Source organism: Paenibacillus sp. BJ-4, from assembly GCF_020404765.1.
Taxonomy (GTDB): domain Bacteria; phylum Bacillota; class Bacilli; order Paenibacillales; family Paenibacillaceae; genus Paenibacillus.
Genome location: NZ_JAIVEM010000140.1, coordinates 288,593 through 313,729, shown reverse-complemented (window position 1 = coordinate 313,729; position 25,137 = coordinate 288,593). Strand labels below are relative to the sequence as shown.

Below are 25,137 nucleotides of genomic sequence, written 5' to 3'. Positions count from 1 at the left end.
AATTCGTGCCCCTTGTTAAGTTAGATCCATTTTATCGTGTTCACGTTTCCTTTTCTAGCCATCGCATGGCTGCAATGATCAGGTATAACAAATTTTAATGATTTGGCATACGTTATACAGCGATGTCTGTTCTTTGTTTAGCACCATATTCACCGTCTGACGTTTAGCCCCCCTCACTTGGTGGGTAACTTGTTATATATGGAGGAGGGACGCACATGAAAAGGAACCATACGATGATGCAGTTTTTCGAGTGGAATGTCGAAGCAGACGGTTCACACTGGAAAAAACTTGCCCGCCTGGCACCGGAACTGAAGGCTAAAGGAATTGACGCGATATGGATTCCACCTGTCACCAAGGGTCAATCGCCCGAGGATACGGGATACGGCGTCTATGACCTTTACGATCTGGGTGAGTTTAATCAAAAAGGTGCGGTACGCACCAAATACGGTACCAGGGAAGACCTATTGGAGGCTGTTGCCGCCTGTGTTCGCCACGGCGTAGCCGTCTATGTCGATCTGGTTATGAACCATAAGGCCGGTGCAGATGAAACCGAAGTGTTCAAGGTCGTCGAGGTTAATCCGGATAACCGCAATGAGGTTATTTCAGAGCCCTTCGATATCGCAGGGTGGACTAAATTTACATTTCCCGGCCGTCAAGGTCAGTATTCCACATTCCAATGGAATTTTGAACATTTTAACGGAACTGATTATGATGCAAGTCGGGACCGGACAGGAATTTATCGTATTTTAGGCAAAAATAAAAGCTGGAGCAAAAATGTAGATGATGAATTCGGCAATTATGATTATTTAATGTTTGCCAATATTGACTATAATCATCAGGATGTGCGCAGGGAAATGATTCGCTGGGGCAAATGGCTGGTGGATACCCTGCAATGCAACGGATTTCGTCTGGATGCGATCAAGCACATCAATCATGAATTTGTACGGGAATTCGCCACGGAAATGATCAAAAAACGTGGACAGGATTTTTATATGGTAGGCGAGTTTTGGAAACCGGATCTGGAATCATGCCAGAAATTCCTGGATACCATCGATTATAAAATCGACCTGTTCGACGTTTCCCTCCACTACAAACTACATAGCGCTTCCTTGGGTGGCAAGGATTTCGATCTAAGCACCATTTTCGAGGACACGCTGGTTCATACTCACCCCCTAAACTCGGTCACTTTTGTCGATAATCATGATTCCCAGCCCCATGAAGCGCTCGAATCCTGGGTGGAGGACTGGTTCAAGCCCAGTGCCTATGCGCTCATTTTGCTACGCAAGGACGGTTACCCCTGCGTATTCTACGGGGATTACTACGGCATTCAGGGGAAAACACCTGTGAAAGGCAAGCAGGCCGAGTTAGATCCGCTCCTGTATGCCCGATACCATAAAGCCTATGGAGAGCAAAAGGATTATTTTGATGATCCCCATACGATTGGATGGGTGCGTCAGGGCGTTCCTGAACTGAAAGGCTCCGGCTGCGCTGTAGTGATTACCAATGCAGACAACGGGGAAAAGCGCATGTTCGTAGGGAAACAGCGCGCTGGAGAGCAATGGACTGATTTGACGGGACATCACGACCACATTATAACAATCGGGCAGGACGGCTACGGCGTATTTCCGGTTCGTGCTGGCAGCGTCTCGGTATGGGCACCTCCTGCCGAGGATGACAGCCCGGAAGCAGAAGACGACGTGGAAGCTTAACTTTATCCAACACAAAGAGGACAGGATGCGAGGAAGCGCCCTGTCCTCTTTGGTATCATCTATTACTCCGTCACCTTGCTTTGGTTGGCTACAGCCTGCTTTTTCGCCTCTACATGACTTGGATCACCCAAGTAGAAGCGTCGGATCGGATCTATATGATCGTCCAGCTCATACACCAGCGGAATGCCTGTCGGAATGTTTAAATCCAGCAATGCGGTTTCGTCCAGATTCTCCATATACTTGATCAATGCGCGTAAAGTATTGCCATGCGCGGAAATGATAACCCGATCCTTTTTGAGGATCAATGGCACAATCCGCTGCTTCCAAAACTCACCGACCCGGTGCACCGTATCCTCCAGACTTTCCCCCAGCGGCAGCTCCTCTGGCTTAATATGGCGATAACGCTCTTCTCTGCGTGGACTCCGCTCATCCTTCTCATCCAGCATGGGAGGTCGTACTGTCAAGCTGCGCCGCCAGATATGAACCTGTTCCTCGCCGTATTCAACGGCAGAATCCAGCTTGCTAAGCCCTTGAAGAGCGCCATAATGGCGTTCATTCAGCTTCCAGGACTTCTGCACAGGTATCCACAAATGGTCAAGTTCATCCAGGATGTGATACAGCGTGCGGATGGAACGTTTTAGCACAGAGGCAAACGCCAAATCAAATGTATACCCGGCCTCCTTGAGAATACGCCCGGCCTCGATGGCTTCATGCGTTCCTTGTTCAGTTAGGTCCACGTCCGTCCAGCCTGTGAACAGGTTTTGACGGTTATACACACTTTCTCCATGTCTCACCAACACTACTTGATACATACACTCACTCCTCTCCTTGTCAGTCATGATGTATATGTTTTACCCAACTTCTATGTATTTAACGTAAAATACAATTTTTAAAACGTTTCTTCTTTGGTATCCGTTCTATACAATAGTTACCTAATACAACATTAACGTGGTGTCGTCTTAAACTAACAAAAAAAGCTGTCGAGACTTTCTCGACAGCCGGGACTGACCCCATAACGTGAGACAAATCAAAACACCTTCAAGAGAATCAAGCCATGTCGTAAGATATGGAGATAACCTTGGAGGTGTTTTTACGTTGGCAACGAGAGTGAGTTACCCCTAGAAATAAAGATGCAAGCGATTGAATTGAGATTGGCAAGAGTTCCGGTAAGAGAGGTTATGGAGCAACTGGGAATACGAATAAGACACAGCTAAAAACATGGATGAGGTGGTATCGAAAAGGTGAAATGCATCAATGTACTGTACGCCATTCGCCATTAATTAAGCGAAAAACTTCAGTAGTATTCCAACATTTTTGAAGTTTTTCTTGTCCATCTTCTCCTGCTACGTAATTGTGTAAATTATAACTCAACACAGCCAAATCACCAGTTTCACTGACAGCAACATCTGAATTGAGTTATTCACTCCGAACAATATTAGGATTTATATAGCGTGACATTTTGTCACTACCGTATGTGACAGAAAAACACTTAGAATCACAGAGGAAGTTTTAACACATTAACAATAAATGAGGAGGGGAGATTTTCATTGTGTATGATAAAAATTTAACGAGGCGTGAAAGGGGAAACAGGTATGACCTATTTATGAAAAACAAACCAGTAACAAGAGTGTTTTAAGGAAAATAAGTAATTTCTAGGGTTAACATACATGTGGAAAAAAAGGAATTTACCGTTTGTTAGGACACAATAGCGTTTGTGAAAATAATAATGAGTAAAGATAATTGCAAATCCACTCTTGCCCTAAAACAGCAAATAACTACCGATACAATATGAATAGAGGAGAGGAATATCTTTATGAAAAAGCATTGTCAAATTGCATCTACAGGTTTAGTCCTTTTAATGGCTGGAAGTTCTCTGTTATACACAACACCAACCTCAATTGTAAAAGCGGAGTCCATTCAAAATGTATCTAGTCCGTTACAAACAAGCACTCAAAGTGAACGTAATTCCGTCAAGGAGGCAATGCGGGATACATTGCAACTTGGATATCCTGGGATACTTGCTAAAACTTCTGAGGGTGGAAAAACATGGAGTTATGCCGCTGGGTTAGCGGACCTGAGCACCAAGAAACCAATGAAAACAGATTTTCGCTTTCGCATTGGTAGTGTAACGAAGACGTTCATTGCAACAGTTCTACTTCAATTATCTGGAGAGAACCGTTTGAATCTAGACGACTCCATTGAAAAATGGTTGCCTGGTGTCATTCAAGGAAACGGATATGATGGTAACCAAATTACTATCCGGCAGATATTGAATCATACAAGTGGTATCGCTGACTATGTAAATTCAAAAGACTTTGATTATACGGATACAAAAAAATCGTATACGGCTGAAGAATTCGTAAAGATGGGGATTTCTCTTCCCCCAGACTTTGCCCCAGGAAAGGGTTGGTCTTATTCAAACACAGGATACGTAATACTGGGGATCCTTATTGAAAAAGTAACTGGAAACAGCTATGCGGAAGAGGTTGAAAATCGGATTATTGAACCGCTTGATTTGTCAAATACATTCCTACCTGGCAATTCAAGCGTGATTCCAGGCACCAAGCATGCCCGTGGCTATTTCCAACTAGACGGAGCAAGTGAGCTAAAAGACGTTACTTATATTAACCCAGGTAGCTCGGATGGAGATATGATTTCTACTGCTGACGATTTAAACAAATTCTTCTCTTACTTACTCAGTGGTAAATTACTGAAGGAACAGCAACTAAAACAAATGCTTACTACAGTTCCTACAGATAGAGAAGGAACCGGATATGGTCTTGGGATCTTTGAAACTAAGCTTCCAAACGGTGTCTCGATATGGGGACACAAAGGTAGAGTTCTAGGGTTTACCACTTTTGCTGGTGGCACACTTGGAGGCAAGCATACATTGGTCGTCAATTTGAACAGCTTTAAAGCTGATAGTCCTGATCCATTTAAAAATATTTTACTTGCTGAATTTAGCAAGTAGGCAAAAAGGAAAACAATGGTTTAAACTGGGCTCCTTAGAGCATGTCAAAAAAACTAACAAATAAGTATTTTAGGAGGGTATTATGAAAAAGAAAATGATTATTGCACTTGGTGTTTTTGCTATGATACTGACTAATTTTGTAGGAAGTACTTATGCAGACTCGAAAACAGGAGTTTCTGTTACAGCTCCCTACAATACAAATCAAATAACGGAATGGTTAGAAATGCATGCAAAGCCTTTAAAAACAACTAATCCAACTGCATCTTTTAATGATTTAAAACCACTTAAGAATATGGTAGGTTCAGCTTCAATTGTAGGTTTAGGTGAAGCTACGCATGGGGCTCATGAAGTTTTTACAATGAAACAACGCATTGTTAATTATTTAGTATCTGAAAAGGGATTCATCAACTTAGTTTTAGAAGAGGGATGGGACAGAGCTTTGGAGCTTGATCGATATGTTCTTACTGGTAAGGGAAACCCAAGCCAACATCTATCACCTGTATTTAACACAAAAGAAATGTTAGATCTACTTAGTTGGATTCGACAATATAATGCTAATCCAAAACATAAATCTAAAGTGCGTATCATTGGGATGGACATTCAATCAGTAAACGAGAATGTCTATAATAATATAATAGAATATATAAAAAGAAACAATTCAGATCTTGTGCCTAGAGTAGAAGAGAAGATAAAAGGTCTTATTCCTGTAACAAAGGATATGAATACTTTTGAGAGCCTTACGAAAGAAGAAAAAGAAAAGTATATTTCAGATGCTAAACAAATCAGTGCTTTATTAGAACAAAATAAAAGTTATCTAAACGGAAAATCCAAAGAGTTCGCATGGATAAAACAAAATGCTCGTATTATTGAACAGTTTACTACAATGTTAGGAGGAACATCCCCTGATAAACCATCGGATTTTTATTTGAAACATGATATTGCAATGTATGAAAATGCGAAGTGGACTGAAGAACATTTAGGGAAAACCATAGTTTGGGGACATAATGGACACGTTTCGAAAACAAATATGATTCCATTTATATACCCTAAAGTAGCTGGGCAGCATTTAGCAGAATATTATGGAAAACGGTATGTATCTATTGGAACATCTGTTTATAAAGGACAATATAATGTCTATAATAATGATGGTGAATTTGGCCCATATGGAATATTAAAATCAGATGATCCAAACAGTTATAATTACATTTTTGGACAGGTCAAAAAAGATCAATTTTTTATTGATTTACGTAAGGCGAACGGAGTGACAAAAACTTGGTTAAACGAACAACACCAAATTTTCGCTGGAATAACCAAAGAAGGCCCTGCTATACCAAAAACTGTTGATATATCATTAGGTAAAACGTTTGATATACTTGTTCAAATTCAAAAAGTCAGTCCATCTCAACTACATCAATAATTTGTAATAATGTGGCTTAACGAAGTGTAGTACTGATGATAGTGTTAAGTGTCAATAGAGTTGTTTAAAAATGTCAGCTAGGTTATTCTATTAAAAGATCATTAGATGGAATAAATGTTTTCAAAATGCGAGAAGGCTTGCTTAAGGGCACAACGATTCGTGAAAAGTTTGAATTTGGTTGGAATCGGGTTAGTATTCGTTCTCGCCTTATATTTACGAAGAGGTAGAGCAAGAAGTCTATACCGGCGGATGGTGTGCGCCAATGAACGAGTTATATCAAGAAGCTATCCAGGAGAAGTTATTTTTCCCGATGAATCCGAAAATGATGGTGCAGATGCATTACGGGACATTTGTTTATATGCTGAAGGCCCATCGACATGGAATCTTCGAGTTAAGCAGTGAGAGCGTTAGTGGTGCAATCCGTTTGTGTTGGAATGCTGTAACTCTTAGAGATTTAACATAGGTAGATGGACAATAGTCGCTCTCAAAGGAAGTTCGATAACAACCTTTGAGGGCGGCTTCTGTTTTATGGATGGTTTATTACAAAAAAATGGAGTTAGGTACACAACTTTATTGTCTGTAAACAAAATCCCGTTACCGTCCCAACGCATGTCCGAATCACCATGAACCATCGTTCCAAGCGTAGCAGCTTGGCTACTACTACAAATGTAAATTACGCACCAACTTATTTACATTTTATTACGTGGGGATGTGTTTTTATTTTTATCTCAAATAATCCATTTTATAGAATAATTATGATCGTTATGTGGGATTGGGAAGAGGAATATTTTTGCATAAGGAAGGAGGGGTTTCTGAGGTTTCTGACTGAACATAGTGATGTTTATTCAGATACATACGATTGTACTGATTCATTAGTTCGTCCAAAAACATAGCCTGCTCAAGTACGCAAGCATGTCCAAAATCATATTGTTCATAAAGATCATGCAATCGTTGTCTGGCACTTTCTATCTGTTGATTTAACGTTAAATTTTCATTATTGTTCATGTGCATTACCCCCTGATAAATCTCATTTTAGCAGGTAATGAACAAATACATTAGGATCATTTTTTAGCCAAAAAGTTAAAAAAAGACCAGCATGAAAGCTGGTCAATAGCATGAGATTATGACTTTGAATCACATTCCACCAATGTGTCCTTGAGTTTCGATCGTACCATGGCCTGGAATTCCAGCTTGTACCGGTACTGTGAATACCAGTAATAAGCTAGTTACCGTCAAGAAGAAAGCCATCTTTTTTATCATTTTTTTCCCACACCTCCTCATACATGAATTGGAACTGAGTCTGTGTTTCAGGAGCCGCATGCGTTTTGAAATGGAGAAATAGCCCAACACAATTGGCAATTAGCAGTCCATGATTAATTGTAACAGCTTTTTCAAAAGCGTTTATTAAACATTTGAAACCATATGGATATCTACCTTTATTTAGGCTATATTTAGCCATTTTATACCAAAAACGAATGTATTCTTCTGGTAAAACTTGTTGGGTATACGTGTCAGAAGATGACGGTTCCTGATAAGTTGCAATCTGCAATTCAAAGTGTTGGAGGATATGATCCACATTTACATTATATCGGTTGGCTACTTCGATGATGTTTAGCAACTCGGCAAAAATCTCTTTTTCGGCAGCCATATGTTCTACGTAATTCGGCAAAACACTTATGTCTCCAGACATGAGCTTATTTACGTAAGTATTAATTTTGGCCCATTGCTGATATTGCTGCTTCCAATAAAGCGACTCAGGGTCATTCTCCTTTACCCAACTTAGATCAGCATAACGATGGATATGTTCTAATGCCTGTTCATGTTCTCCTCTCGCATCACAAGCATTAGCACATAATAACTCTGAATAAGCTATGTAGGTAAAAAGCGGTTTACTTGGGTTTCTTTTCGGTTCTGTTCCTTTTCGCTTAGAGTTATGAACCAAATTATATTGAATTTGGGCTAATTGACCCATTTGATATGAAAATTCGGTAACCTTGTTCCATAGGCTTAATGATCTATACACGTTGGCCAAGTCCTTAAAGGCATCCAGTTGGTCAATTTCGTCCAAACGGTCGACAAAAGGTTCAAATTTAGCAGCCGCTTGAAGATTTTGAGCCTGATCTTCCCCGATCCGGATGCTGAACAAACGATACTGGCATAAAGCAAGACGTTCTGAATGCTGCTTTCTTTCACTCACAGCCACGTTTTCATAAAGGTAAGCTGCTGTATCCCGATATCCTTTGTGGAACAAATCCTCAGCCAGTTCAAAGAGTGAATGAGTGTAGACCGGATTATCCAGAAACATGCTTACAGCACGCTGTAAGCAATCAAGTCGCCCTAACTCAACACAACGATACAAGAAAGGTTTTATTCTCCGCCAGTTAAGTGGAGTTTCTTCAACGCACTCTTCAACGAATCGCTCATAAAAATAATCCGGTGGTAAATTCATGCCCGACGTAATGCGATCCAGTTGATTAACAGATAAAGAACGATTGCCTGTGATGATGCCGCTAACTGTACCTACATTCAAATTAGTGATATGGCCAAACTGGGTCATACTTAGGCCTTTCTGTTTTAGATATCCTTCAATTTCTGCCCGAATCGTAGGTGTTATTTCCATGAATAAATCACCCTTTCAGTGTGAGCTTTGGAATGTGCAAATTTAAACAAAAAGAAGAATTGGAAAACTCGTAATATAATGAAATATTTGTATGTTTTCAATATACCATCTATTTGTACAACAATAAATACCCCCTTTTGGAGAAGATTGGATTATGTATGCAAAAAATCACAGGCAACAGTTCAGATCATTTAGTGGGTTCCTATTATCTGATAAGGAGGACATCAATTGAAAAGAACAGGTATGACACGTTCCCTAGATACGTTAGGCCGGATTGTTATTCCCATGGAAATCCGAAACAGCATGGGGATTGAGATTGGCGAGCCTTTAGAATTTTATATGGACGTTGAAGAAAGGTTTATGGGCATAGGAAAGTATAGTAGCGGGGTTTCCTGTAATTTGTGCAATTCATTTCAGGATTTAACCTATTTCAAAAGCTTACTTTTATGTAAGCAATGTATACTCGACCTGAAGGGAAACGTAGGTGTTAGTCCCATTCCTGCCCCTGTTGTTAAGCAGCCTATGTACAAAGAAAAAAAAGTAAATCGGTCGACACAAGAACTGGTTGAAAGCCTGAGAAGACTTGTCCGCGAGCATCCGACAGCCAAGCAGAATGAATACGCGAAAAGGCTTGGCGTGTCACAAGGCCGTATTTCCCAGCTTAAAAAGTTATTATAGCGTGCGATGACGTTATCTTCATGATTATACTTATGGAGGTGTCAGTGATGGGGGATCGTTCTAATGCAGAGGAAGAAATTTATTTGTTGTCTGAACACGTACATCCCTTGGATAAGGGTTTTGAACTATTTCATCTAAATTATAGACAAAATGATTGGGCAGAAGCGGATCGCGTCGCTGATTACATTTTAAGTATGGCCGAACGCAGTTATAACAGCAGACAAAAATGGGGTGAGGTTGTTCCTCTAAATCAGATGCTAAAGCACCCACTTATATTTTATTTTGGATACGGATATCTGGCTAAATCCATCGTTTTTCAGAAGCAAGGTCTTTTTGATCGAGCAAGAGAATATATAGCTCAATATGCTGACTTGGGATGGTATGAAAATGCTACGGACGAAGATATACAAGAAATAGAACGTTTTAAAGGATTAGCAGTGGCAAATGGATACGCTGTAGACTTATTATCAGGGAATAAGGAAGTATTGAAGGAGTACAATGAGTTTATACAAGAAAACGACGAGGAAACATTGCCCGGATTCATCACAGTTTTTGAGGCAGCAAACATAAATGAATGGAATATAGACGAGTATTATTATAATATTCCCGATCAGCTAGAGACTTTTTCCAGCTTTGAGGACCTTGGAAATCGTGTGTATTATGTGAAATTACTTAATCAACTAGCTATCTATAACATAAATCAGCAGCGGTATGGTATCGCCATAAATTATATTCTGGATTATTTGCAAACAGCAGTTACAATGGATTTGTACAAGGAATTTATTACAACTATTGCCATGTTCGAAACCGTTCGTCCGTTTGCAACAACGGAACAGCTCACAAAGTATCAAAATATCTTACAGGGAGTGCGTTCACATGAGAAAAATATTAGTAGTTACGTTTATGTTGATGACATTTGCTCCTTTCAATCACGGTGTTAACGGGTAACAGCAAAGGCCGCTTGCATCAGCAGGTGGTCCTCAGGCTGTCGAGATTTTCTCGGCAGCCTGAGGACAGCTTTCAGCCATCCTTCTTCTCATCTGCACATATTTGCACAGAAAAGTGGAAATATATTAATGAATTGCAGACACTTAGTCCCTCTTGCTGAATTTGGCCAACAGATCCAAAATCCGCACATACAGCCACACTAAAGTCACCAGCAATGCAAAAGCGCCATACCATTCCATGTATTTGGGTGCGCCTTGATCCGCTTGTTCCTCAATAAAATTAAAATCCACCAGTAGATTTAAAGCTGCAATGATTACAATAAATAAACTGATGCCGATGCCAATCCAGCCCGATTCATGGATATACGGAACATTCATGCCGAAAAAGTTCAGGATAAAGTCCACCAGTGTGACCAGAGCAATCGCCAATGTGCACAGAACTACGAATGAGATAAAGCCTCGTGTCACCTTGATGATTCGCTGTGTGTACATAAAGAGCATCAAGAACAGGATACCCACGGTCAGCAAAATAGCATTGACCACAATGCCGGGGTATTCATACTCCATAAAAGCTGAGATACCACCCAAAGCAAAACCACTCAGAATCGCATATACAGGCGAAAGGAGCGGCGCAGTTTTGGGAAAAAAGGAGATCGCAAGGGCTACGCCAGCCATACCAAACGCACCTGCGGTCAGCAAGGATAGCACCTCTACGGTTCCTTGGTAGGTCATGTACCAGGTAATACTGCCAGAAACGATGAGCAGAACCAGCAGAAGCAACGTTTTGTTCACCGTTCCTCCAATGGTCATGCGTTGTTCGCTAGCTTCTCTTTCATCTTCACGTAAAAAGATGTCATCTCGTAAAACAGGATTGCTAAAGCTCATACAGGGTGCTCCTTTTCGATGTGTTTTTTTCTATGCCTGACCTATTGATTCTCTATGCTGTATATGTATATATCGGTACAACCCGGAAAAAGTTTCAGAAAGTTTTCAAACAAACAAAAAAACTCTAGCTTGCCTTGTGGCAAAGCTAGAGTTAGAGGATCAGTCGTTACAGATTAAAAATCAGCTGTAGCAATTTGGATGGTGCCTGTTACAGCTCCGGCTGCAGTAGCCTGGAGAGCGGCTACCAGCAGCAAAGCAACTTCTAACGTAAGACTGTTGGCTGCCGGAATAACATAAGTGATCACAGGTGCATTGACACGGGTAACGACAAGATTGACCGGATTGGCCCCCGTATTATTCACGGTAATTGTAGCATTACTGCCGCCATTCAAGTTTTCAAAAAAGGATTTACCCACACCCGCAGCGAGATTGTAGAATTGCGAAGGTAAAAGAATCGCCATAGTTTTCACCTCCCCTGTACTTGATAGTGTATTCTATGCTTCCAATCTATGATCGCAACGTTAATTGACTCAGACATAAGACACAATTTAAAAGAGTTATAGATTAACGTACCTTAACATACACAAAAGAGGGGCTGCCCTCTCAGATTCTTAACAGAATCTGCGGACAACCCCTTTTTAAATAATCGAAACCTCACTTACAGCGATAATACTCCTTATTTTACGAGAATGCTCAATTCCTGCGGATTAAAGCGGGAAGGGGCGGAGACCTTCACGCGGATATTGCCAGCCTCACCCTTGGTGCGAATCCAGAACGCAATACGCCCACCAATGAGCGATAGACTGGAGGGACCGATCAATTCACCCGCTCCCTCGACCTCCACCGAAATGGGATCAGCATAGAACGGCAAGACATTGCCGTATTCGTCCAAGGCGTCCACCACAACTCTAGTCACGTCCCAATCCCCCGCCTCCAGCAGGGTATCGTCTGCGGTCACCCGTAGCTCCGTCGGCACCGGATTACGAGAGTAGCGTCTGCGAATCACTTCTTGACCGTCCACATACCCGATAAACACCGCATCTTCCCACTTCATGCCCCAGTGACCTGTCAACTCGTCGATAACGACGGGAGGATGCGGAAGTGCCGGGTACTTCTCTTGGTTCGGACGATAAACCCCCTTGCGCTCATCACCGTAAATAAACTCCACCTCATCGCAATTGGTGAACACGACCAGCGGCACGACGCCCCCGATATTTCGTTCACCACGGGACCAATAAGTGACTGGTTCCATCACAATTTCCTGTTCGACACGCTTCTGGCTGCGGTACACATTCGCCGCAAATTTAGGCAGACGGAACATATCCATGACACCGTGGTAACAGATCTTATCACCGGAACCAAAGTCGGCATGGGTATTATAGTCAAAAGCACACCAGCCAATCGCTCCGGCAATGCCCTCATCGGCATAGGAAGCATTCTGCACCCGCGTATGGCGCAGCGCATGCTCCATTACCCGCTCCTCCTGATCAAAACGTTTGGTCGGATACATATGCCCGTTATATTCTGTCACCAGATAAGGGACGGGATGATCCAGCTTTGTAACAAAAGACGGCTGGCGCAAGCCAGTTGTTTCGCCATCTACGCCCTCTGTATCGTCATACGTATCGTAATTGCGAATTTCCTTCGCCAAATATTTCATATGCCCACCGTCATGAACAAAATCGTTCATCGTATATACATCTTCCAGCAGCTCGCTGCCTACAATATAGCGTACACCGCCCGTAGCTCGGGTCGGATCAAGCTTGTGTGCAAGCTCGTTAGTACGCGCGTACAGATCATGGTCATCCTGCGATTCATTAATCCGCACACCCCAGATCACGATGGATGGATGATTACGATCACGGATAATCATGTCCTCTACGTCCTTCACCGCCTGTTCTTTCCACGCTTCACCACCGATATGCTGCCAGCCTGGAATCTCCTCAAAAACGAGCAATCCAATCTCATCACAACGATCCAGAAAATGACGGGACTGCGGGTAATGCGATGTCCGCACCATGTTCAGACCCAATTCCTCTTTGAGTACATCGGCATCACGACGCTGCGCTCTTTTGGGCATCGCATAGCCGACATATGGGTAAGACTGATGGCGATTCAAGCCGAGCAGCTTGATCTTACGCCCGTTCAGGTAAAATCCATCCGGCTGGAATTCAGCTTCCCGAAATCCAAAGCGCACGGTTAGCTGATCCAATGCTTCCCCGTTACGCAGCAGCGTCAGCTCTGCTTCGTACAGCTTGGGATCGTCCAGCTCCCACAGCTGTATGCCATTTAGCTCTTTCAGTTCCAGTGTCATATCGCCCGCAGTCACTGCTGTCGGGCCAGTCTCCGCCTTCAAGCTGTCTCCATCCAGCAGCCGTAAGGCGACCATCAGATCGTCCTGCCGAGCATCCATTCCCTCCAGCTCGACGGTTACACGTACCCCTTTGCTTGCCGTCAACGCCTCTGGTGTCTGAACGAATACCGCTCCGAAATGTACAGGCTCGACGACTCGCAGCTGCACCTCTCGGTAAATGCCGCCGTAGGTCAGGTAGTCGATAACTGCCCCAAAGGGAGGAATGTCGTCCCGTTCCGTAGAATCGACGACAACGGTGAGCATATTGGAACCGCCGTATTCAGCAAGCTCGGTCAATTCAATGCTGAACGGTGTATAGCCGCCTTTATGCTCACCCGCTTTTACTCCGTTCAAATATACCTGTGCATAGGACATAACCCCTTCAAAATCGACATACAACCGCTTACCCTTGGCATCTACCGGAATATCCAGCTTCCTTTTATACGTAGAAATAAACTGAAACGCCTTGTCGTCAAAATAGTTATACGGCAACTCCACATTGGTATGCGGAAGCAGAATGGGTTCATACCGATTCACATCAATACCTGAATTCACTTCGCTCTCGACATATTCGGGACGGTAAAACCACTGATCATTCAACGGCAAAATGGTACGCATGGGCAGTCACCTCAACCTTTTATTTTTCACACTTATACCATAGTAAAATATTTAAGTAAAAATAACGAGTAAAACTTAGTAAAATAATTATATTTTTAATGTAAGCATTTACAAGGTAATTGTCAATTCCATTTTTGTATTCGCCCATAGCACAAACAGCCCCGGTACACCGGAGCTGCTTAAATCCATTTGTTATTTCTAATTTGAATGAGTATACAGCGGTGCACTGCTGTTGCGAATCATCAGCTCAGTCGGAATAGTGACTTTGCGTCCCACCTCGTTCGGACCGTTACGCACCGTATGCAGCAAAAGCTGAACGCCCGTCTCCCCCATCAGTTCGGTATACGTTTTGACCGTTGTTAGGGATGGCGTCAAATATTCGGCTGTCGGAATATCATTGAAACCAACGATTGAGATACGTTCCGGGACAGCAATGTGATGCTGCTCCAGTGCCTTCAATGCTCCAATAGCCACTGAATCGCTCGCTATGAAGAAGGCCGTAGGCAAACGTTCCGGGCCTGCCAGGATCGCGGCTTCCATCGCGAGAAAGCCGTCCGCCGCTGTTCCTCTGCATTCATGCACGTCATCCGATGTGCATAATCCGTACTGCTCCTTGTACTGCAAAAAGGTCTCATAGCGGGCATCCAGTTCTGCCCGTTCTGAATCATGAGCTTGCTCATCCCGCCCCATGCCCACATATCCGATATGACGATGGCCCGCGTCCATCAAATAATCAAGCGCGTCAGCCGCAGCGCTCGCCAGGTCAATGACCACATAGTCTGCGCCCATGCGCTCCACCGGGTGATCCAGAAAGACACAAGGAATGGGCAGCTCCAGCATGTGCTCAACCTCTTGGCTGCTAAAATGCCCCAGCACGATGAGTCCGTGCAGCCCTTCAGACAACGTCTTCAGGGCTGCCAAATCTTCCCGTCTGAAAATACGCTTCAGCTGCGCCCCGCTTTGGCGGCATTCTTTTTCCACGCCAAACCGGATGGACAGATAATAAGGGTCCTCCAATTCATGGTACGCACTCAACCAGTGTACCATCCCCAGTCGGATCGGCCCCTCCGCCTTTTTGCGGGGCTGACGGCCGATACCGCCATTTTTGCGTTTAACAGTCGTATATTTCATCCGTTCGGCAACCTCAAAAATTTTACGCCGTGTTTCCTCTGACACTGACAGTGTTTCATCATAATTCAATACTCGGGAGACCGTTGAAATAGAAACCTCCGCCTCCTGAGCGATATCTTTTAACGTAGGCATTGCAGACTCCTTTAATCGTTTTACTTCATTTTTACGTTCTTTTACTGTTATCTTACTCGTCGTACCCATGCAACACAACCCGTCATCTGAAAAGCCTAATCCATTTTTTTCATATATAAGGCCAATCATGATAAAATACATATCATTAGCGTTTTGAAGAATACCCATCATATCAGTAATGACACCAAGGAGGATATACACATGAAACAGGAACTGATTGACCGCCTGACTACTTATGTTCAGGTAGATACCCAATCCGACGAAAGCAGCCACACCTGCCCCACCACACCAGGACAGCTTACATTGGGCAATCTCCTGGTGGGCGAATTGAAAGCCATCGGTATGACGGACGTAACCATCGATGATAACGGTTATGTGATGGCGACCCTTCCTTCCAATACGGATAAAGAGGTTCCCGTCATTGGCTTTCTCGCACACCTGGATACGGCAACCGAGCTGACTGGCGCAGGGGTAAAGCCGCAACTGACGGAAAATTATGACGGAGGAGATATCACGCTGAATGCATCGCTTGGTGTGGTGCTTTCTCCACGTGAGTTTCCCGAGCTGGCTCAATATAAAGGCCACACGTTGATCACCACAGACGGTACCACCCTGCTTGGCGCAGACAACAAAGCCGGGATCGCAGAAATCATGACAGCGGTACACTACCTGATAGATCACCCGGAAATCCAACATGGCAAGATCCGCGTTGCCTTTACACCGGACGAGGAGATTGGAAGAGGACCGAAACGCTTTGATGTAGCTGCTTTTGGCGCTGAATATGCTTATACCGTGGATGGAGGCCCTCTCGGAGAACTGGAGTATGAGAGCTTCAACGCGGCAGCCGCCCATATTACCATCCACGGGGTGAGTGTCCATCCCGGTACGGCTAAAAACAAAATGATCCATGCTGCCAAAATCGCCATGGAACTGCATAGCCGTCTGCCTGCGGACGAAGCCCCGGAATATACGGACGGATACGATGGCTTCTACCATCTGCTGGAAACTACAGGTACGGCAGAACATGCAAAACTACACTATGTTATCCGTGATTTTGATCGTAACAACTTTGAGAACCGGAAGGCTTATATAACGAACGTGGTAAAAGAGCTGCAAGCCGCTTACGGAGAAAATCGCATCACACTGGAGCTGAGAGATCAGTATTACAACATGAAGGAAAAAATCGAGCCGGTCAAACATATCGTGGACATTGCTTATGAAGCCATGAAAAAGCTGAATATTGAGCCTATTATTAAGCCAATCCGCGGCGGTACAGACGGTTCACAGCTGTCCTATATGGGACTGCCTACACCGAATATTTTTACAGGTGGAGAGAACTATCACGGGAAGTTTGAATATGTATCCGTGGACAACATGGTGCTTGCAAGCAAGGTTATTGTCGAAATCGTTCAATTGTTCGAACAGCGCGGCAAGCGAAACAATGCAGCAGCTGGCCAATAATCTGACATCTTATATCGTAAAATAAGTAATCGACATAAAAAAGGGGAGCTCACTGATCGCAATATGCGTAAAAGTGTGCTCCCTTTATTTACAAAACCCCTGCTGGAACTCATCACGGAAACCCAAAGCTTAAACATGATGAGAAAAAACACCATGATTTGAAGGATGCAGGGGCTTTAACCCTCCCGCTGCATTTACCACCGGAAGAGCAATACTAAGAAACGCCAAGACCATAGTTACCGAGATTAATGCCTTTTTCATGATGAAGCCCCCTTAATAAAATGGTTTGATATTGCTCTTGCTGTGACGTTGTTGCCCAATCTCGATAAGCCTCAAACAGAGCAACCAGCGTCCTGAAATCAGCATCTGCTTCCACATGAGCAGAGAATTGCAGGGAAACAAGGACATAGTTTAAGGCAATGGTGTACTGCTGCTTTTTGAAATAGTAAATGGCTAACTGGTTGACCAACTTTAAATAATATACGCGGTTCCCTCTATCTTCATAACCTTCAAATATCTCAATATCATCGGCAAAATCGTTTAACAGATCATCGATATCCCAATTATTCAGATTAGCCGCTTCGGCAATACCGATCAACCCCGGAAGTACTTCCTCGTCATTATTGTGAAGAAATTGAACATATTCAGGCAGAAGCTCCCTTTTGCCCGAGAGTAATTCTACGGTATATAAATTGGCTTTGGCGAGAAAACGGAATCTCTCTACTTCTTCTTGACCGTTCTGATCCAGCCCCATAAACCAACCCATTTCGCCGTACTTCATAATATAATCTCTGGCTTCTTGATATTTGCCCTTATTTTGATAATAAATAGATTTAGCCAGATAGCTGTAAGCATAATAGAACACCAGCGGGTGTTTGGTGTCCAATGTCTCGTATTTGCCGTCCGCAGCATTTCTCAGTTGGGCATGATACAGGCTCTCAGCCAACGTATGCATATAGTCTGCAACTTTGTTCGCTTCATCCCAATCATTATGTGTGTAGCTGATTCTAAACAACTCACAAGCCTTATCAAGTTCGTGGCTGTCCGACAACAAATAAATGGCTTCCCTTTGATTCAGGACCTCTTCCACTAAAACCCGCCTCCCTAGCTGAAAATTACGGTTACCCTTAGCCTAATCACTATTCTTCAGGGCAGCTATGCTGCTAACTTCTATATTTTTCATACCAGTATATTACAAATATAGTCAAAAACTAACTTGAAGTCAATTCAATGTTAGCTACATTGATTTTTTTGCAACCTGACATTGCTGTGTACGGATACAGCCTGTGAATAGTCGGCTCCCTGCTGCGAAATCTGCCAAGAAGATGAGATGTAGCCCCCCCTCCTCACGAGTGGTTTTTTAAAAGCTACAGTATCGTCTGGGTAACTACGTTACGAATTAGTGCGTACTTTTCAAGCAGATACTAGGGCCTTACAATCAAACCTGTGCATGAAGTCCAAGAATAAGCAACACTTAACAGAACATGTACCCGTTGATCAAATACAAATTCACCGAAGGAGTGAAGTTAATAACATGGAACTTCAATTGGCTTTAGACTTAGTAGATATCCCGCAAGGTATTGCATTGGTAAAAGAAGTAGAGTCGTATATTGATATCGTTGAAATCGGTACGCCGATTGTCATCAATGAAGGACTTCATGCGGTAAAAGCAATGAAAGAAGCATTCCCGAATCTGAAAGTACTTGCTGACCTCAAAGTTATGGATGCTGGCGGTTATGAGGTGCTGAAAGCATCGGAAGCCGGTGCAGATATCGTTACAATTCTGGCTGTAGCTGAGGATGCAACGATCAAAGGCGCAGTGGAAGAGGCTAAAAAACAGGGCGGTAAAAAAATCCTGGTGGACATGATTGGCGTTAAAAACCTGGAGCAACGCGCCAAAGAAATCGACGCGCTCGGCGTAGACTACATCTGTGTGCATACAGGCTACGATCTGCAAGCGGAAGGACAAAGCCCGTTCGAAGCTCTGCAAACCGTCAAAAAAGTCGTGAAAAACTCCAAAACAGCCGTGGCTGGCGGCATTAAGCTGAGCACATTGGCTGAGGTTGTAAAGGCTCAACCGGATTTGGTTATTGTCGGCGGTGGAATCACTGGCGAAGACGACAAAAAAGCTGTGGCTTCCCAAATGCAACAGCGTATCAAACAAGGTTAATTTCGATGGAAACCTCTCAATATTTATCCCGGGTGCTCAAGGAGCTGCAACTGGTTCCACAATTAATCAGTGATGCGGAATCGGAACAGCTGATTCACTCCATCACCGCTGCGAACAAGGTGTTCATAGCCGGGGCGGGCCGTTCAGGATTCATGGTCCGTTCGCTGGCAATGCGGCTTATGCATATGGGAATTCAAGCATATGTGGTTGGGGAAACCGTAACTCCCGGCTTGGGTAAAGGCGATCTGCTGCTGATAGGCTCAGGCTCCGGTGAAACCAAAAGCCTGACCTCCATGGCGGAAAAAGCCAAGAAGCTCGGGGCCTCCCTGGCGCTTCTAACCACTTCGCCAGAGTCCACCATTGGCAAGCTGGCTGACATCATCGTCAAGCTGCCCGGCACGCCCAAGGACCCGGCCAACAAGGATTACCAGACGATTCAGCCCATGGGCTCATTGTTTGAGCAAACCCTGCTGCTGTATGGCGACGCGTTGGTACTCAAAACGATGGAGCTGCGCAAGCTGACATCCGAATCGATGTTTGGCCAACACGCCAATTTGGAATAGAGCCCTGTACCTCTGCAATAACAAGGCAGGCTGCCTTTTACATGTCAAAACATGTGAAGGACAGCCTGCTTTTCTGCTTCTATCAATAATTGTCCTCCGGATCTAATCCATACCATCGTAGGAGAAATATCCAAAATAGGCCGGGGTTGCTGTGACACGTGCCGCTTGATCAACGGCGGTATGTGACGGGGAATGTGATTCGGACAACTCCCCTCTGGCTACGCTCATTGTAGCGTACATGCCGATCAGTGCTCCGGTGAAACCGCCATTGCGTTCAGGCGAGACCACATAAGCCGGCACCGTGGCAAGCGGCATCCAGTTGCCCGGACGTATAGCATAAGATAAGGCAAAATGATACGCATCGGATAAGATGCGAAACTCCACGCCTTCACCGCTTTGTATATCGGGAGCCACCGGGAGGGGTACAGAGGCCAATACAGTCGGTTTTCCCTGATCTGTGACCGAAGCCACTACGGTAAGCCTTTCGCCGTCTTCGACCCGCCGGACACCCAGCGTAAAGTGACCACGTTCGTTAAGCCGTACTGCAAGCCCGGCTTCCTCGCCCGCCTGCTGCGGTTGAAAATGGAGCCGACTGCGGACGGTGACCTGATGATGCCGCAACCGGGTGCCGAGAAACACGCTCGGCGCTTCCTCCAGCAGCGTGTGGCGATTGCCGGTAAGCGTCAGCCAGCCGGGACGTGCATTGAGGCTGGCGCTCACCTCGCATAGCCTGCGCGGAGCCGTCCAGCGGCAGTCCAGCCGCTGACCACCAAAGTCATCGCGCCAGCTATGACGCTGTACAGAAGCGGGCTGTACAGGTGCAAGCTGCGCAGCAGCGAGCGCGCACGCCTGCCCCGCAAGGCCGAGCGGCTGACGGTCTACAGACATGTGCAATTGCACCATGCCTGTGTTATTGTCAGCCACAGGCCACCCGTCCGTTGTCCAATGGACGGGTGCAAGAAAGGTTTCGCGTCCGAGTACGCTATACGAGGACGGCACCTCGGCCTGGAGCGCGGCCTCTTCGCAGTCAGCTACAGGCCGCACGTCCACCACCGGACGGACGCCGAGGAACAAAGTCCACCAGTCGCCCCGGGTGTCCTCAATCAGCTCGGCGTGACCTGTATTTTGAATCGGATGCGACGGAAGACCATTATGCGTGAGCATCGGCTCTTTCATAAGCTCGAACGGACCGTACGGGGCATCGGCTCGATAAACGAGTGTCCGATGATCACGCCCCGTGCCGCCACAGGCGCAGAGCAGATAATAACGGCTGCCGATGTGATACAGATGCGGCCCTTCGGTCCATACGCCGCCATCCCCGTGAGCAATCGCCACAGGCTCTGTCAAAGCCTGACCTGTAGCGATATCGATCTCATACTGAATAATATGCGATTCGGCACCTGCCCCGGATTGAACCGTCACATACACCTTCCCGTCGTCATCAAATAGCAGGGAAGGATCTATGTTTCCATAAGGAATACGGATCGGGTCAGACCAAGCTCCTGCGGGGTCCACAGACGTGATATAAAAATTGCCTATTCTCATCACATCCGTCGTAATCAGGTAAAATACACCCTGATGATAACGCAGTGTAGGCGCATATATGCCTTCCGAGCTTTTCCGTGTCGACAAATCAATCTGACTGCGCCGGTTCAACGCGTGCCCGATTTGCCGCCAATCCGTCAGGTTGCGGCTATGGAAAATCGGCAAGCCCGGCATATATTCAAATGAGCTTGCCGCCATGTAATAATCCTCTCCGACACGTATCACGCTCGGATCAGGGTAAAATCCGGGGACCACCGGATTCTTATAGCGCAAAGTAGCCATAGCTCCAGCTCTCCCTTTGAACAGCTCTATTAATCTGTTTCAAGCCATTTATTCGTTATTCCCTGCTGGCAACGGCGGAACTTTGGACGGGTCAACCAGCGCCCAATAGGCATATTTGGCCTTTAACCGTTCATCGAACAGCAGCGGCTTATCCAGCCGGACAATCGGGAACATACTAAGCCACGTATTTCCGTCATCCGTACCCCAAATCGTCACATTACTGATATGCTCCTGCTGTCTGGAAAACATATCGAACAACGCCCGATAGCGGTGAGCCTGCTGGATCAGCATGGATTCAGGTATCGTTTCGTAGCGATCTGTATCATTGGAATAGAGGCCCATATCCAGCTCTGTGATCTGATTATCCAGGCCGAGCGAAGCAAACTTTTCAATGGACTGCTCAATCTCGCTAATAGCAGGAAACGCCAGGCGGATATGCGATTGGTGACCTACGCCGTCAATCGGTACGCCTTTAGCGAGCAAATCACGCACCAAATTGTACAGAAAATCCCGTTTCTTCGGTTCATGCGTGTTGTAATCGTTGATGAACAGCCGGGCATTCGGCCCCGCCGCTTCCCTCGTGACACGGAACGCTTTTTCAATATAATCCGTGCCGGTAATCTGATACCACTTGCTGCGGCGCATACCGTCCGGCTGGTCGGGATCAATGACTTCATTCACCACATCCCAGTCGGTGATTACATTTTTATAACGGTCTGCAACAGCACGAATATGCGTCTCCAGCCGATCCAACAAAAGCTTTTTATTCTCAGCAGTCGGTGTCATCGGTTGTCCATTCTTATCCATAAACATCCAATCCCCGGTCTGGTTATGCCACACCAAGGTATGAAAGCGGATCGCTATTCCATGCTGTCTGGCATATTGCACAATCTGGTCCGCTTCTTCCCAATGGAACTGTCCCTCGGACGGCTGCAAAGAAATCGGCTTCATCGCATTCCCTGCCACGACGCTGTTAAAATGCTTTTGCACCAGCTCACCGTAAGCTCCTTCGGTCTGGAAAGCCTCAATTGCCGTACCGATGCTGAACTGGCCCTGATACAATCCATGCAAAGAGGGAATATCCTTTTCGATAGCCAGCGGGGGAACAACGGACAGCTCAAAATCATCCATATAAAAGGAAGCTGTTCCTTCGGATGTTTCCAAATACATAGAGACGGTATCCGCATCACGCGAGAGAGTATACGTTCCGGACAAATGCGTCCATCCTCCTGTCGTGATCGCCGTGTCGCCTACTACAGTTTCATACGCACTTTCACCTTGATGATCGCGCTGTACGCTGAGCCTCACCTTGCTAGGCTGTTCGCCAGGCGCCAGCTTCACCCAGGCACTGACCGTATAGCGGCTCCCCTTTTGCACCGTGGCTGTCACATCCAGCTTTGGCCCGGCATATGTCTTCTGTCTGCCTGTTGTCAGCAGGCTGTACGAGCCGGTTCGTGCATCGGCATTCGAAGCCCGCACCGTCTCGGTCCCCATACGGGATACCCAGCCTTGAGACGTACCCTCCTCAAACCCGGATACAATTGTCGGTTCCGTTGGGGGATTCGTTGGTGTCTCCGACACCTGTCTGATTTCCACCTCATCCATGTAGTAGGCCTGTGCGGGATTCGAGTTCTCCACATACAGCTTCAATACATCCACCTCCCCGGTAAAAGTATATTCCCCTTGAAGTTTGACCCACGATGTATCTGCTGTCTGCTTCTGCGCTACTGTCTTCCATGCTGTAGCCCCGCCTGTCGGCTGCTGCTCCATCGTAAACTTAATCACGCTCGGAACCGCCGCATTGCCGTCCAGCTTCACATAACCGCTAATTTCATATTCCACATTGGGCTGCAAAAGCGGCTTCACATCCAACTCCGCTCCATTCCAGGCAGCGGTGCGGGCAGTTGCCTTAAGACTGTGCGCACCGCCGTATGCGGCCTCCGTGACGGAAGCAATTTGGGTATACGTCCCTCGTGGCTTCCAGCCCTGAACGTTTCCTTGCTCAAATCCATACGTTCCGATCATCTTATTCACGCTCCCCGCCGCCAGTATCGTATCTGAAACAGACGGGGAATGTTCCACTGCCGGAGCCGCCCTCGCTGCGGGCGCCCCCCACCATCCGACAGGCAATAACAGTGCTCCAGCCAGCAGCAGACAAAAAGCTTTTAACCTATATGACCGCAAATATGACCGCAAAACAATCCCTCCCGTACTCAAATTTTAAAATTCGTATTCGGCACCTTTGGATTTCTGTTACTTGCGGATTGAAAATGGCTCTCTGGATGAATGGAGAATCTTACTATCCTTTGACACCTCCCAAGGTCATTCCCTTGACAAAATACTTCTGCAAAAATGGATAGACCAAAATAATAGGCACCGAAGCGACAATCGTCATCGTGGCACGAATGGAGGTTGGAGTAACCGCCTTCGCCAGATTTTCCGAGCTCGCGAACTGGCTGGCATAATCCTGAGCGTTAACGGACGTATTGGAATTTTGCAGGATTTTCATCAGCTCATACTGGAGGGTACTCCATTGCTCATACGACGAATTGTACAAAAACACATCGAACCAGGAATTCCATTGCGAGACCGCCGTGAACAGCGACACCGTCGCCAGCACCGGAACACAAAGCGGCAAAACAATGCGCATAAAAGTAGCAAACTCCCCTGCCCCGTCAATACGCGCCGACTCCAAAATCCCTTCTGGCAACCCTTCAATAAAGGAACGAATCACGATGACATTAAACACCCCGATCAGCCCAGGCACGACATACACCCAGAAGGTTCCAAGCATCCCCAGCTCTCGAATCAGGAGAAAGTTCGGAATCAAGCCACCGTTAAAATACATCGTTAATATAAAAGCGATCGAGACAAATTTGCGCAGCACATACTCCGGTCGGCTGATCGTATACGCCACCATCGCGCAGCAAAACACCGAGGTTACTGTACCCGCAACCGTACGCAGTACAGAAATCAACGTAGCATGGAAAATCGTCGCTTCCTTGAATACAAATTCATAATTACTCCACGTAAATTCACGCGGCCACAAATAAATTCCACCCCGAATCGAATCATTTGCTTCATTTAATGAAACCGCCAATGTATTCAAAAACGGATACAGCGTCACCACCATCAGGCACAGCATAAATACCAAATTGCACGCATCAAAAATCCGATCCGAGGGCGCCCGAAATCGCCCATGCAAGGTCTTCCCTTTGCCCATGACTCCCGCTCCTTTCTTTAAATTAGCTTAATCACTCTAATTCGATGATCAGGACGATTGCTGGTGAAGATATGGGTCTTATATTTCGTAGTATTATATTTGTATTGTTATATGAACCAATGTTAATCCAGTCAATTATTATCGCTATTTGGAAGCTATGAACTGGCTCGTTCATAAGGTCTTGGTAAGCTCTTGATAAGGTCCGCGAAGCGGCCTGTTAAATATCCACTGACCTGCACCTATAGTATGCATGAGCACAAACCTTCTGCTATCGCCACCATGGCGATAGCGAAGCTGAGCCAGCCATCATGACGCAGTTACCCAAGAAGCGCGAGCACGCGCCTTCCTTCGGGCCTTTCCCTGCCCCACCCTCAACTCTATAAAAAAGTGACTTTACGGCGGGGAGCAGCGGAGCGGACAGAATTGTTCTGA

20 protein-coding genes and 1 pseudogene are annotated in these 25,137 nt (G+C 45.5%); 9 read left to right on the top strand and 12 right to left on the bottom strand.

Annotation, left to right across the window (positions count from 1 at the left end):
* Positions 1-215: 215 nt before the first annotated feature.
* Positions 216-1,709 (top strand): alpha-amylase, encoded by a 1,494-nt coding sequence (locus tag LCF57_RS20990; protein ID WP_226002427.1) that lies wholly within the window; start codon positions 216-218, stop codon positions 1,707-1,709.
* A gap of 62 nt (positions 1,710-1,771) precedes the next feature.
* On the opposite strand, the gene gpmA is transcribed toward LCF57_RS20990, so the two are convergent.
* Positions 1,772-2,521 carry a 2,3-diphosphoglycerate-dependent phosphoglycerate mutase gene (gene gpmA / locus LCF57_RS20985; RefSeq protein WP_025716436.1) on the bottom strand — a complete coding sequence of 250 codons (750 nt, stop codon included), beginning with the start codon at positions 2,519-2,521 and terminating at the stop codon, positions 1,772-1,774.
* Between the two features lie 439 nt (positions 2,522-2,960).
* Positions 2,961-3,107: pseudogene (locus LCF57_RS20980) on the bottom strand (DUF4440 domain-containing protein); the annotation flags it as partial.
* Positions 3,108-3,522: 415 nt separating this feature from the next.
* Between LCF57_RS20980 and LCF57_RS20975 the strand changes: the two are divergent.
* From LCF57_RS20975 to LCF57_RS28315, 3 genes are all read left to right on the top strand, one after another.
* The gene (locus LCF57_RS20975) at positions 3,523-4,680 is read left to right on the top strand and encodes a serine hydrolase domain-containing protein (RefSeq protein ID WP_152379810.1); all 1,158 of its coding nucleotides are present in this window, start codon (positions 3,523-3,525) and stop codon (positions 4,678-4,680) included.
* Between the two features lie 82 nt (positions 4,681-4,762).
* Positions 4,763-6,097 carry an erythromycin esterase family protein gene (locus LCF57_RS20970; RefSeq protein WP_152379811.1) on the top strand — a complete coding sequence of 445 codons (1,335 nt, stop codon included), beginning with the start codon at positions 4,763-4,765 and terminating at the stop codon, positions 6,095-6,097.
* Positions 6,098-6,359: 262 nt separating this feature from the next.
* Entirely contained in the window at positions 6,360-6,560 is a 201-nt protein-coding gene (locus LCF57_RS28315) for a hypothetical protein (protein ID WP_413232215.1), read from the top strand.
* 299 nt (positions 6,561-6,859) lie between these two features.
* Here LCF57_RS28315 and LCF57_RS20965 read toward each other — a convergent pair whose 3' ends face one another.
* Both LCF57_RS20965 and LCF57_RS20960 read right to left on the bottom strand, forming a co-directional pair.
* Entirely contained in the window at positions 6,860-7,102 is a 243-nt protein-coding gene (locus tag LCF57_RS20965) for an aspartyl-phosphate phosphatase Spo0E family protein (protein WP_226002425.1), read from the bottom strand.
* 217 nt (positions 7,103-7,319) lie between these two features.
* Entirely contained in the window at positions 7,320-8,717 is a 1,398-nt protein-coding gene (locus LCF57_RS20960) for a helix-turn-helix domain-containing protein (protein WP_226002424.1), read from the bottom strand.
* A 228-nt stretch (positions 8,718-8,945) separates the two neighbouring features.
* Between LCF57_RS20960 and LCF57_RS20955 the strand changes: the two genes are divergently transcribed.
* Complete coding sequence (locus LCF57_RS20955; protein ID WP_226002423.1) at positions 8,946-9,395, top strand: AbrB/MazE/SpoVT family DNA-binding domain-containing protein; 450 nt, start codon at positions 8,946-8,948, stop codon at positions 9,393-9,395.
* 47 nt (positions 9,396-9,442) lie between these two features.
* The gene (locus LCF57_RS20950; protein ID WP_226002422.1) at positions 9,443-10,336 is read left to right on the top strand and encodes a DNA-binding protein; all 894 of its coding nucleotides are present in this window, start codon (positions 9,443-9,445) and stop codon (positions 10,334-10,336) included.
* A 150-nt stretch (positions 10,337-10,486) separates the two neighbouring features.
* Here LCF57_RS20950 and LCF57_RS20945 read toward each other — a convergent pair whose 3' ends face one another.
* From LCF57_RS20945 to LCF57_RS20930, 4 genes are all read right to left on the bottom strand, one after another.
* Positions 10,487-11,227 (bottom strand): Bax inhibitor-1/YccA family membrane protein, encoded by a 741-nt coding sequence (locus tag LCF57_RS20945; RefSeq protein WP_226002421.1) that lies wholly within the window; start codon positions 11,225-11,227, stop codon positions 10,487-10,489.
* A gap of 173 nt (positions 11,228-11,400) precedes the next feature.
* Positions 11,401-11,688, bottom strand: a complete 288-nt coding sequence (locus LCF57_RS20940; protein WP_025720906.1) for a hypothetical protein — start codon at positions 11,686-11,688, stop codon at positions 11,401-11,403.
* 215 nt (positions 11,689-11,903) lie between these two features.
* The gene (locus LCF57_RS20935; protein ID WP_226002420.1) at positions 11,904-14,198 is read right to left on the bottom strand and encodes a glycoside hydrolase family 2 protein; all 2,295 of its coding nucleotides are present in this window, start codon (positions 14,196-14,198) and stop codon (positions 11,904-11,906) included.
* Between the two features lie 198 nt (positions 14,199-14,396).
* Positions 14,397-15,530 (bottom strand): LacI family DNA-binding transcriptional regulator, encoded by a 1,134-nt coding sequence (locus LCF57_RS20930; RefSeq protein ID WP_226002419.1) that lies wholly within the window; start codon positions 15,528-15,530, stop codon positions 14,397-14,399.
* 132 nt (positions 15,531-15,662) lie between these two features.
* Here LCF57_RS20930 and pepT point away from each other — a divergent pair, with 132 nt between their 5' ends.
* Positions 15,663-16,922, top strand: coding sequence for a peptidase T (pepT, locus tag LCF57_RS20925; RefSeq protein WP_226002418.1), 1,260 nt, complete (start codon positions 15,663-15,665; stop codon positions 16,920-16,922).
* Between the two features lie 214 nt (positions 16,923-17,136).
* Here the strand turns inward: pepT and LCF57_RS20920 are convergent, their stop codons facing one another.
* A complete protein-coding gene (locus tag LCF57_RS20920) occupies positions 17,137-18,012 on the bottom strand; it encodes a DNA-binding protein (protein ID WP_226002417.1) in 876 nt (291 codons plus the stop codon).
* Between the two features lie 444 nt (positions 18,013-18,456).
* On the opposite strand from LCF57_RS20920, the gene hxlA reads away from it, so the two are divergent.
* Both hxlA and hxlB read left to right on the top strand, forming a co-directional pair.
* Positions 18,457-19,092, top strand: coding sequence for a 3-hexulose-6-phosphate synthase (hxlA, locus tag LCF57_RS20915; RefSeq protein ID WP_226002416.1), 636 nt, complete (start codon positions 18,457-18,459; stop codon positions 19,090-19,092).
* A gap of 5 nt (positions 19,093-19,097) precedes the next feature.
* Entirely contained in the window at positions 19,098-19,655 is a 558-nt protein-coding gene (gene hxlB / locus LCF57_RS20910; RefSeq protein WP_226002415.1) for a 6-phospho-3-hexuloisomerase, read from the top strand.
* A 102-nt stretch (positions 19,656-19,757) separates the two neighbouring features.
* Here the strand turns inward: hxlB and LCF57_RS20905 are convergent, their stop codons facing one another.
* The 3 genes from LCF57_RS20905 to LCF57_RS20895 form a co-directional block, all read right to left on the bottom strand.
* Positions 19,758-21,482, bottom strand: coding sequence for a glycoside hydrolase family 43 protein (locus LCF57_RS20905; protein WP_226002414.1), 1,725 nt, complete (start codon positions 21,480-21,482; stop codon positions 19,758-19,760).
* Between the two features lie 48 nt (positions 21,483-21,530).
* Positions 21,531-23,678: an endo-1,4-beta-xylanase gene (locus LCF57_RS20900; protein ID WP_226002413.1), complete on the bottom strand. Its 2,148-nt coding sequence runs from the start codon at positions 23,676-23,678 to the stop codon at positions 21,531-21,533.
* 103 nt (positions 23,679-23,781) lie between these two features.
* The gene (locus LCF57_RS20895; protein ID WP_226002412.1) at positions 23,782-24,705 is read right to left on the bottom strand and encodes a carbohydrate ABC transporter permease; all 924 of its coding nucleotides are present in this window, start codon (positions 24,703-24,705) and stop codon (positions 23,782-23,784) included.
* Positions 24,706-25,137: the final 432 nt, after the last annotated feature.